Genomic DNA, 10,985 nt, shown 5'->3' with positions numbered 1-10,985 from the left:
GAAAAGGGCAGCCAACTTGCCCATATGGACGCATCACTACAATTATTCGCGTCCTCACACGGCTCTTGGCAGGAAACCTCCGGCTTCAAAATTGGAGCGAGGGTGAACAACGTATTGACACTCTACATCTAGGCGTGCGCCCCCACGGCGGGCGGCTGCTTATGCAGCCGCAGGGCATTGCAGCGTTGCAATGGCTTACAGCCAGGTCAGGTCCAGGGGCTTGCGCGGGGGCCGGGCGTGGGGCTTGAACAGGGGGCGGCCCAGAAGTTGCACGGCGCAGGCGGCCTCCTGCTCGCCAACGCCCAGAAATGCGCGCACCTCGCCGCCGGTCGGGTGGCGCAGGGCCAGGCAGACATAGCCGCCCCAACAGCAGCCCACGCCGTGGGCCTGAGCCGTCAGTTCCAGATAGGCGGCGGCAATGGCTGCGTCGCTCATGCCCCAGTGCCAGTCGGCGGGAGCCACGGCCACAGCGGCCTGGGGCGCATCGCGGGTAATGACGTCCGTGCCCCTGTCCCATGCACGGGTCAGGCCCTCGGCATGGCAGGCGCGGGCCATGTTCGCGTCTTCTTGCGGCAGGCGGCGCATCCAGTTCACGACCAGTTCCGCCAGGCGCTTGGTCTGCGGGCGCGACTCCAGTACGATCCAGCGCAGGGGTTGGGCGTTTTTGGCTGTGGGGGCAAAGCGCGTGGCGTCCAGCAGGCGCAGCAGCACATCCCGCGGCAAGGGGGTCTCTTTGAAGACCCGCACAGAGCGGCGGGCAAAGATCAGTTCCTCCACCTGCTCGGCAGCGGGCTGCAGATCGTGCCGCAGGGGACGGCACTGGGCCGGGTCCAGACCCGGCGCAACACAGGCCGCCGTGGGGCAGAAGGCCATGCACTGGCCGCAACCGATGCAGAGCGCTTCCTGATGGCTGTTCATGGCGGGAAAGTCGCCCGGCGCGGCCTGGATGATATGTACGGGGCAGACGCGTGCGCAGATGCCGTCTTTGCGGCAGCGGTCGCGGTCAACAACAAAATGGCTCATGTGATTCTCCTGAAGATTATCGGCGCGGTTTTGGGGCATCGCGTTCTTCTCTCATAATAACGCCGCCCGACGTGGAGGGGAAGCCCTGTGCTAAACCAGTTAGAGCAGTTAGCGAATGAAATGAGCTAACTGCTCTGCAAGGATTTTCTTAAAAATCCTTGCCACGAAATGCGAGAAGGCAGGCTTTTGCCTGCCGTAAGCGAGCATTTCAAGTGTTAAATGCTCTAGAGCGCCGTGGTACGATAACGTCACCCGGCGTGGAGGGAAAGCTCCGGCGCGAGGCTGAAAATTTGCGTCTTTTGCCATAACCTGCTACGAAAAAGTGTCGTTTCAGGGGTGGAACATGTTTTTTACCCCATTCCGGCGCGCCGCCGGAGTCATACTCTATTGAGGTTGCGCATGGCTGCCCAAAATTCCACTGCAAATACTGAAGAAATCATCGACCTCACCGAGCTGATCGAAAGAGGCAGCGTGCCGGAAGACGGCCAGGAGGCCACGGCAGCCCCCGCGCCCCACGACAGGGCGGAAGACGATCTGCAGGCCCATATGCGCGGCCTCAACGACGCGTCTCTGCCCGCCGAGGCGGCCATCGACGACCTGCTGGCTCAGATGGAAACGCACGAAAGCGCCATCCCTTCAGTGGCCGCAGGCGGACCAGAGCCGGATCATCCGGTGGATCCCAACGAAAAGTTGGACATGCCCGGTCTGGGCGATGTGGACCATTTGCTGCAGTCGCTGGATTTGCCGCCGCAGCCGCGCGAAGAAACGGATGGGGACAGTGCGTCCGCCTCCGGGGCGGACGCGGGCAGTCAGGATCTGGACAGCCTTCTGGCCGTGGACGCCATGCTGGATTCTCTGCACGCCGCCGGGGCGGATGCGGCCCCACAAGGGGCGGCCCAAGCCGCTCCGGAACCGCCGGTCGGCGCAGGACAGCCTCCGGCGGCAAAGCCTGAGGCAGCTCCGCTGTCCGATATGCCCGATCTGGACGACCTGCTGGCCGCAGGCGCCAAGGAGGAAGCTCCCCTTGATCCCGGCGATTTGGCGGCTCTGCTGGCCGAAGCCCAGCCTGAGGCGGCTGCCGTCGGCACGCCCTCCCGCACGTCGGCGCAATCCGCTCCGGCCCGGCCCGCCGACACAGCCCCGCCGACTGCGCACGCGGCCGACGCCACTACAGCCGCAACGCCTTCTCCGGGCAGGGCTGCCCCCGCGTCCGCCGCCACTATTTCCGCCGACGAACTGGCTGATTTGCTGGCCGCCGCCGCCGATGACGTGGCCGCCGCGCCCGAGCCCCCCGCGGCCCAGTCCCCGCAACCCGTTGCAGAGGCCGCCCCCGGCGCTGCGCCCGCACCTTCCTCCGCTGCGCCCGTTCCGCCTGCCGGCGCAACGCCGGACCTGACGGCGGATCTGGACGCTCTGTTGGCCGAAGCCACTGCCCATCTGGACGCCGACCCCACAGCACGTCCGGTATCGGTCGTTGAACAGGAAGTGCCCTCCGGCGCGGCTCCGGCGGCCGGCGCGACTCCGGCGACTGATGCGACTCCGGCGGCCGATGCGGCTCCGGCGACCGGCGAAGCGCAGACCGTCGGGGCGGCGTCTGACGGTACAAGCGTCGTGCCGCCCCCTGCCGCTCCGGAGCCCGCTGCAGGCGCGGCCGCTGTGTCGCAATCCGCTGAGATTGCAGCAAATTCTGCCACAGACGCGTCCCGTGTGGATTCGACCTCTGCGGATTTGCCTTCTGTGGATTTGCCCGCGCCGGAGGAGGCCGCGCCCCTGCCCGCCGTGGAGGAGGGGCCTTTCACCGTGGGCGCGGAGTCCGCAGGTCTGCCCGAAGCGGATGCGGCCTTTGCGGCTTCCCCCTTGGACCAGACGGCCAGCCCCGCGTCGGATTCGGCTTCTGGTCCCAGCGGCGATCCGGCAGTGCCGTTTGCGGACGAACAACTTTTTGCGCAGGAGGCCGCTGCGACGGCAATACCGCCGGAGGACGTTCCCCACCTGGCGGCCGTGACCGATGCGGCCGCCGTGGCTGCCGCCACGGCCCAGGCGGCGGAAGCCACGTCCCACGCTGTGGAGGCTTTCGAACAGGCCTTTTCGGCCTCTTCCCGCGCGGCCGAAGCTGCCGAGGCCGCCCAGGCCCTGAGTCTGCGCCTGGAACAGTGCGAAGCGGCCCTGGCCGACGCGCAGGAACGTCTGGCCGCTCTGGAAGCGGCCGCCCGGCAGACGCCGCCCGGATTGTCGGCGGAGCAGGTGGACGCCCTGGTGAACGAGCGTTTGGCCACCGCCCTGACGGAGCAACCAGCGCCGCTTACGGCGGAACAGGTGGACGCCCTGGTAAACGAGCGCCTGTCCGCGGTTGCGGACGCGCGCAAGGAACCGCCCGCCGGGCTGACGGAAGAACAGGGCACTGCGTTGCTGGAAGAAAAGCTGGCCCCGCTGGCGGCCTCCCTGCGCAGCGCCGCCGCCCGTCTGGACGCCCTGGAGCGTCGTCTGGACGAACTGGAGCCCCGTTTTAACGAGCGGGTGGAAAAGGCCGCCGCTGCTGCTGCGGCGCGCATCCTGCGCGAAGAGATCGCCCGCCTGCTGGCCGACGCCTGAGCCTGGGCGGCGTTAGGCCGCCCGGCGCTAGGCGCGGGCATCCTGCGCTGCGGCAGTTTCCTGCTGGCCATACTCCTTGAATTTTTTCCATACGGTCACACGGCTGATGCCCAGGGCGTCGGCCAAGGCCTTTTTGTTGCCGTTGTACCTCTGTAGTTCCGCTTCCAGGATATAGCGCTCCATTGCAGCCATGCTGCCCAAAGGCACCGTCAGGGAGCCGTCCGGCGCGGTCGTCTGCCGCTGTCGGGCGTGCTGCCACTGGCGGTGCCGGGTTATAATGCGCAGCAGCAGGTCTTCAAAAGGTTCCGAGCCGTCGTCCAGGGTAAAAATTCTGTCCAGCACATTTTCCAGTTCGCGCACGTTGCCCGGCCAGTTGTGCTGGTTTAGGGCTTCCAGCACGGCGGGGGGGAATTTTTTGGCCTTTTTCGCGATGTCGAAACGCCGCCGTTTGGCCGCAAAATGGGCAATGAGCAGTGGGATATTGTCCTTGCGTTCGCGCAGCGGGGGAATGTGCAGGGGCAGGATATTAAGACGGAAATAGAGGTCGCGCCGGAACAGGCCTTCGCTGGCCATACGGAACAGGTCCCGGTTGGAGGCGGCAATAATCCGCACGTCAATGTTGACTACCCTGTCGCCGCCTACCCGGAAAATTTCTTTTTCCTGCAGGGCGCGCAGCAGGCGCACCTGGTTGGCCTGGGTCATTTCGCTTATTTCATCCAGAAACAGCGTGCCTTTGTGGGCCATTTCAAACATGCCGGCCTTGCCGCCTTTGCGCGCGCCGGTAAAAGCGCCCTCGTCGTAGCCGAAAAGCTCGCTTTCCAGCAGTTGTTCGGGCAGGGCGGCGCAGTTGACGGCCACAAAGGGCCCCTTTTTTCTGTTGCTGCTGTTGTGGATGCTCTGAGCCAGCAGCTCTTTGCCCGTGCCCGATTCCCCTTCAATCAGGATAGAGGCGTCGCCTTTGGCAAAGCGTTTGGCCTCGGCGAGCATCTCCGTCATTTCGCCTTCGGCGCAGACAATGTCGCGGAACTGGTATTTGGCCACCAACCCTTTGTGCGCCAGCTGGATGCGCGCCTGCACTTCCGTCTTCTGGATTTTGGACAATTCCTGAAAGGTGATGATGGTTTCCTGGTGGTGGTCGCGCACCCGGATGGGCACGCGGTTCATCACATAGGATTTGCCGCTGCAGGAAACGAGCTTGTCCACGGTGTAGTCCCCGTCTTCAAGAAACATCCTGATTTCCGGGGGGGCGTCCGGGGCATTGATGTCTGTGCCCAGCACCTTTCTACCGGTGAGTTTGAGCATTTGTTTGGCGGGAAGGTTGCAGATAGTCACCGTGTTGTTGCTGCCCACGGAAAGGATGCCGCCGATGGAATAGTTGATGATGTTGTTCAGGCGGCGCGCCCGGGCTTTTTCCTTGATGTGCTGTTCGGTGATGTTGCGGGCGGCAAGCACCGCCTGCCGGATGTTCTCTCCACTGGAGCGCACCAGATAATAGGGCAGGCCGTATTCGTCAGCTTTCTGCACCACGCAGCCGCCAAACCCGATTACGCCCACGTCGTGGGTATAATTGCCCAGGTTTTCAATAATGGAATTGAATTCAGAGCTGCTTCTGTAAACGATCTGATGAAAAGAGCCCTTGCAGCTTAAGGAGGCGATGGCATCTATGTCTTTGCTTATGTCACTTTCATAGTTGATACACAGAACCTCCTTGTGCGCATTCCATGCCTCCTGCATTATTTCTATAATGTCTTTTGCCGTTATCTGTATGGAAACGACCGGTATTTTTACCATCCGCTGGATGGCCAGAGCCGTGCCGGCCTGGCTGATGATAACGTCGTATTTGTCTTGATTTTCCAGGGCATGGATATGGCCGTTATTATATATGCCGCCCTTATAAATATCCACAGTCACGCCGTACTGCTGCGCGTAATTGGTCACCATTTCGCCCAATTCGTCATAAATCGATACGCAGAGAATACGTGGCTGCGATGTTTTTTCCCACATGACCGTCCTCCCGGCTGCCCTCAGGGCAAGCCTGTCGTATAAAAAATTGTCGTCCGCGCGGCGCGCCCCGCACGGTGGGCATGTTGCACATGTTAAAAAATCAAATGAAGTTTGTATACAAAATAAACAACAAAGCGGAGAAGTGGCGCATCTGTTTTGAATAAAAATATTAATATACTTAAATTATTACTTTTTTATGACATGGCATGAATGCTGCTCAGATATGTTGACAAGTGACCTAACCCGGACGGAAGTCCCCTTTCCGACCCGCACAATGCCGTTGGCGGGCGATGGGGCAACGGCCCCGAGGCGGTATGTATTTCAGAAAGGCGACGGCCTTTTGTGTTTGTGGCAGGCGCGTGGGGGCTCGGTCCTCCCGGCCATTCTTTTACCCTTCTGCGTCAAGAGGAAAATATGCTGACAAAAGAAGATGTTCGCGCTCGTATAGCCTCCATTGTAGGGGAGCAGAATATGCTCACCAAACAGGAAGATCTGGTCTGTTACACCTACAACGCCGGCGGCGCGGCCCCCTCGCCGCACCTGCCCATCCTGGTGGCCCTGCCTGGCACGGCGGAAGAAGTGGCGCAGATGGCGGCCTTCTGCAACGCCAACAAAATCAGCATCGTGCCCCGTTCCCAGGGCAGCGGGCTGAGCGTCAACGCCATTCCCGAAAGCGACTATTCCATCATTATTTCCATGCAGCGGATGAATTCTATCGTCATCGATCCGGAAACGCTCACGGCCGAAGTGGGCCCCGGCGCCATCACCGCTGACATCAAGAAGGCGGCTGCGGAACACGGCCTTATGTACCCTCCGGACCCGGCCAGTTTCACGTTTTCCTCCATCGGCGGCAACGTGGGCACCGACGCGGGTGGGCTGCAGTGCGTCAAGTACGGCACCACCAAAGGCTATGTTTCGGGGATGCAGGTGGTGCTGGCCTCAGGCGACATCATCCGCTGCGGCGGGAAGTGCATTAAGGACGTGACCGGCTACAACCTCACCCAGCTTTTTACCGGTAGCGAGGGCACGTTGGGCATCATTACCGAAATCACCCTCAAGCTTATTCCTCTGCCTCAGGCCAAACGAGCTATCCGCGTGGCGTTTAAGGAGATTGAAAACGCGGCCAAGGCTGTTTCGGCCATTATGACCAGCGGTGTGGTGCCCTCCATCATGGAATTTCAGGAGCAGACCCTGATCCGCGCTGTGGAGGACTATACCCACGCCGGCCTGCCGGTGGACGCTGGCGCCATGCTGCTGATTGAGGTGGACGGCGACCCCTCCACCCTCAAGCCGCAGGCCGACGTCATCCGCCGGGTGTGTGAACAGCTGGGCATGGTGGACTTTCATGTGGCGGAAACTCCCGAAGAGGCTGAACAGCTGTGGAAGGCCCGCCGTTCCGGCTTGCCCGCCCTGGCCCGCGTGGCCAAAGGCCGCTTGGGCGGCGACCCGGCCGTGCCCATCAACAAGCTGGCCCAGGCCGTGCACACCCTGTTCGAGGTGGGGAAAAAGTACGGCATCAAGGTGAGCTGTCAGGGCCATGCCGGCGACGGCAACATTCATCCGCACTTCTTCTTCAACAGTGATGAAGAAAAGAAAACTGCGGCCAAGGCCCGCTCCGAATTCCATTACGAAATTATCAAGATGGGCGGCACCGTTTCGGCCGAACACGGCGTGGGGCGCGAAAAGGCTCCCTATATCGTCAAGCAACTGGGCGAAGCCCAGGTGGGGGCCATGCGGGCCATCAAAAAGGCTCTGGACCCCAACAATATCCTGAATCCGGGCTGCATCTTCGGAGGCGAAGCATGAGCAAGACCCTGGAAGAACTGAAGGCCGCCGCCCTTAAGTGCACCCGCTGCGGGCAGTGCCTGACCATTTGCCCCGTTTACGGCAAAACCTTTGAAGAAGGCACTTCGTCGCGCGGCAAACTGTTTCTGTTGCGCTCGCTGGCCGACGGTACGGTGGAGCCCAGTGCGGAGCTTATGGACCTGGCGGCGCGCTGCACCCTGTGCATGCGCTGCAAGGCCATCTGCCCATCGGGCGTCAACACCACCGACCTCATCATGGCCTTGCGCCACTATATGAAAGAGCAGGGGCGCCTGCCGGCCGCCAAAAAGCTTGCCTTTAAGGCCATCACCAAGGGGCGGCTGTTTGATATGGTCATGTCCCACGGCAAGGGCATGCAGTCCCTGCTTTTCAAACGCAGCGAAAACGGGCGGGGCAAGGTTTCACGAATGCCCATTCCCGTGGCTGGCCTGAACAAGAGACGTATCCTGCCGGAATTTGCCGAAAAGCCCTTGCGCAAGCTCGTGCCCGCTGTCAGTCACCCCCACGGGGAGGTGAGGGCCAGCGTGGCCTTTTTCCCCGGCTGCATGCTCAACTATGTGTATGTAGATGCGGGCCTCGCCCTCATCAACGTGCTGCTGGCCAATGGCGTGAAAGTGCACCTGCTGGACAAACTGCAGTGTTGCGGCACGCCGCTGTTTTCGTCCGGCGATTTTGAAGGGGCGGCCATGTTGGCCGAAAACAACGTCCGGCGGCTTGCCGGGGGCGGCTTTGACGCTGTGATCACCGGCTGCGCCACCTGCGGCTCGGCTCTGAAGAAAGAATACGGGGCGGTGCTGGAAGGCAGCCCAGCTCTGGCTGTCTGGGAAGGCATGAAGGACAAGGTCTACGACATTTCTGACTTCCTGTTGCGCCTGGGGCCTGCCGAATATGCGCGAGAACTGCCCTGGAAGGTGACCTACCATGATGCCTGCCATTTGGTGCGGGGCATGGGCGTGGCCTCGCAGCCGCGGGACCTGATCCGGGCCATTCCCGGCGTGAAGCTGATGGAAATGCAGCGTCCCGCCGTCTGTTGTGGCTGCGCGGGCACATTCAGCGCCACGCACTACGCCCTGTCGCAAAAAATCCTTGCCGACAAGACCAGCGATATTCTGTCCACCGGTGCGGATGTGGTGGCCACGGGCTGCTCCGCTTGTAAGATGCAGATTATCGATGGGCTGAGCCAGCGGGGATCCCGCATGCGCGTGCTGCACACGGTGGAACTGCTGGCCAGGGCCTACGGGGTGTAAAGGGTGCGCCCGACCAGCCGCACCCCGCCTGCGTTGCGCCCTTCCCGCAGGACAGACTCTCGGCCCATGGGGAGGGCGCTTCTGATAGTTAATTTTATTGAAATAAATGTTTAATAAAAAAACATTAATGGCAAAAAATTTTGGTGAGGAGCGCTAGATAGCAAGGTATCTAGCCGAAAATGCGTAATGAACGTATTTTGGCACATATATTGCTCATTTCATAAACATGTTTGTTTAGTATTCCAACAGACGCGGGGAGCCCCACGGGTTCCCCCCGGGCCGCGCCGGCCCGCCACCCCAGGAAATAAGGAAAAGGAAGTCGATGAAAAAACAGTGTAAGCTCGTGCAAGGCAATGCGGCCATAGCACAGGGGGCTTTCTACGCCGGTGCGCGATACTATGCCGGCTACCCCATCACGCCGTCGTCGGAAATAGCGGAAATAGCGTCGCGAGAGCTGCCGCGCCTGGGCGGCGTCTTTATGCAGATGGAAGACGAGCTGGCCAGCATGGGCGCCATCGTGGGCGCCTCGCTGACGGGCGCCAAGGCCTTTACGGCCACCAGCGGCCCCGGCTTTTCGCTTATGCAGGAAAACCTGGGCATGGCCACGGTGGGCGAGGTGCCCGTGGTGGTGGTCAACGTGCAGCGTTCCGGCCCTTCCACGGGCTTAGCCACCAAGCCCGCCCAGTCCGACATCATGCAGTTGCGCTGGGGCCGTCATGGCGATCAGGAAATCATCGCCCTTGCCCCAAGCTCAGTGCAGGAATGCTTTGAGCTGACGGTCAAGGCTTTCAACCTTTCTGAAAAATACCGCGTGCCCGTCATCATGGCGCCGGAAGAAGTGGCCGCGCACATGCGCGAAAACCTGACCATTCCCGAACCGGGCGAGCTTGAGGTCATTGAGCGTACGGCTCCTGCCTGCGCGCCTGAAGAATATAAGCCCTTCTGCTTTGACGAGGGAGCCGTGGCCCCGCTCGCCAGTTACGGCAGCCGGTATGTCTTTCATGTGACCAGCTCCATGCACGGCGAAAACGGCTACAGCTGCAATACGCCGGAAAATGCGGCCCGGCGTGTGGCCCAGCTGCACACCAAGCTGGCCAGGGGGCGCAAGGATATTGTCATGACCCGCTATTTCGGGCCTGAAGACTGTGCAACCCTCATCGTTACCTCCGGCGTGGTCACCCGCGCTGCCCGTAGCGCTGCCCGTGCGGCCAATGCCGCTGGCGACAAGGTGGGGGTGCTGCAGCTGCAGACCCTTTGGCCCTTTGCCGATGCGGAAGTGCGCGAGGCTGCCCACAAGGCTGGCCGTGTTGTGGTGGCTGAAATGAACTATGCCGGGCAGCTGGCTGGCGAAGTGAAGAAGTGTGTGCCGGACCCGTCGCTGGTAGTGGGCGTCAACACGTACAACGGTGGCATCATGACCCCGTCCCAGATCGCGGCGGCGTTGCTGTAAAGGAGAACCAGACATGGCACAAGCTATTTCACGCTCACTGCTCAACAGGTCCGCGCTGCCTCTCATGTGGTGCGCCGGTTGCGGCAACGGCATCGTCCTCAACGCCCTGCTGTGCGCCCTGGACGACCTGGATCTGAAAAAAGAAGACGTGCTCGTGGTGACGGGTATTGGCTGCTGGGGCAAGGCGGACGACTATATCCTGGCCAACGCTCTGCACGTGACGCACGGCCGCGCGCTGACCTTTGCCACCGGGGCCAAGGCGGCGAACCCCAAGCTCAATGTCATCGTGCTGATGGGCGACGGCGACGGCACCACCATTGGCGGCAACCACCTTATCCATTCCGCCCGCCGCAACATGGACCTAACGGCCATCATCGTCAACAACCTTAACTATGGCATGACGGGCGGGCAGTATTCGGCCACCACGCCCAACGGGGCCATTACCAGCACCTCTGTGGGCGGCAACCCCGAACGCGGCTTTGACGTGTGCGATTTGGTGCGCGCTGCCGGGGCCAACTATGTGGCGCGCGAGTCCGTGACCAGCGGTATGCGTCTGAGAAACCGCATCGTCGCCGGCATCCAGAAAAAGGGCTTTTCCCTCATTGAGGCCATGAGCCCCTGTTCCACTCTGTTTGGTCCGCGGAACAAAATGCGCAACCCCGTGGACATGTTGCGTAATCTTAAAGAAAAGGCCGTTTCTCAGGCCAAGTTTGACGCCATAGAGAATGCGGCCGAGCAAGGGTATTTCGTTACCGGCGTCATTGCCGACAAAGACGTGCCTGATTTTAACACGAGCTACGAGGGTGAGCGCGCGGCCATCCTGGCCGCCAAGGGAGGTAAGTAGC

At 61.6% G+C, this 10,985-nt stretch carries 7 protein-coding genes and 1 pseudogene; 6 read left to right on the top strand and 2 right to left on the bottom strand.

Translation table 11 applies throughout. The annotated features are described in order from the left end of the window. A pseudogene (locus EB812_RS02505) lies at nt 1–132 on the top strand (integrase core domain-containing protein); the annotation flags it as partial. A 63-nt stretch (nt 133–195) separates the two neighbouring features. On the opposite strand, the gene EB812_RS02500 reads toward EB812_RS02505, so the two are convergent. Beyond that, the gene (locus EB812_RS02500; protein ID WP_165450870.1) at nt 196–1,023 is read right to left on the bottom strand and encodes a nitroreductase family protein; all 828 of its coding nucleotides are present in this window, start codon (nt 1,021–1,023) and stop codon (nt 196–198) included. Between the two features lie 399 nt (nt 1,024–1,422). Between EB812_RS02500 and EB812_RS02495 the strand changes: the two genes are divergently transcribed. Next, entirely contained in the window at nt 1,423–3,615 is a 2,193-nt protein-coding gene (locus EB812_RS02495) for a hypothetical protein (RefSeq protein WP_118230698.1), read from the top strand. A gap of 27 nt (nt 3,616–3,642) precedes the next feature. Here EB812_RS02495 and EB812_RS02490 read toward each other — a convergent pair whose 3' ends face one another. Beyond that, nucleotides 3,643–5,619 (bottom strand): sigma 54-interacting transcriptional regulator, encoded by a 1,977-nt coding sequence (locus tag EB812_RS02490; RefSeq protein ID WP_118230699.1) that lies wholly within the window; start codon nt 5,617–5,619, stop codon nt 3,643–3,645. A 414-nt stretch (nt 5,620–6,033) separates the two neighbouring features. Between EB812_RS02490 and EB812_RS02485 the strand changes: the two genes are divergently transcribed. From EB812_RS02485 to EB812_RS02470, 4 genes are all read left to right on the top strand, one after another. Beyond that, nucleotides 6,034–7,425 (top strand): FAD-binding oxidoreductase, encoded by a 1,392-nt coding sequence (locus tag EB812_RS02485; RefSeq protein ID WP_130957779.1) that lies wholly within the window; start codon nt 6,034–6,036, stop codon nt 7,423–7,425. Next, nucleotides 7,422–8,690: a (Fe-S)-binding protein gene (locus EB812_RS02480; protein WP_118230701.1), complete on the top strand. Its 1,269-nt coding sequence runs from the start codon at nt 7,422–7,424 to the stop codon at nt 8,688–8,690. Before EB812_RS02485 ends, EB812_RS02480 begins: the two co-directional genes overlap by 4 nt. Nucleotides 8,691–9,012: 322 nt before the next feature. After that, nucleotides 9,013–10,140, top strand: coding sequence for a 2-oxoacid:acceptor oxidoreductase subunit alpha (locus EB812_RS02475; protein ID WP_118230702.1), 1,128 nt, complete (start codon nt 9,013–9,015; stop codon nt 10,138–10,140). 13 nt (nt 10,141–10,153) lie between these two features. After that, nucleotides 10,154–10,984 carry a thiamine pyrophosphate-dependent enzyme gene (locus EB812_RS02470; protein WP_118230703.1) on the top strand — a complete coding sequence of 277 codons (831 nt, stop codon included), beginning with the start codon at nt 10,154–10,156 and terminating at the stop codon, nt 10,982–10,984. The last annotated feature ends 1 nt before the right edge of the window (nt 10,985 follow it).

This window comes from Desulfovibrio legallii (assembly GCF_004309735.1).
Lineage (GTDB): Bacteria > Desulfobacterota > Desulfovibrionia > Desulfovibrionales > Desulfovibrionaceae > Desulfovibrio > Desulfovibrio legallii.
Note: the sequence above shows the minus strand (reverse complement) of the source record. Positions and strands in the feature narration are given on the sequence as shown.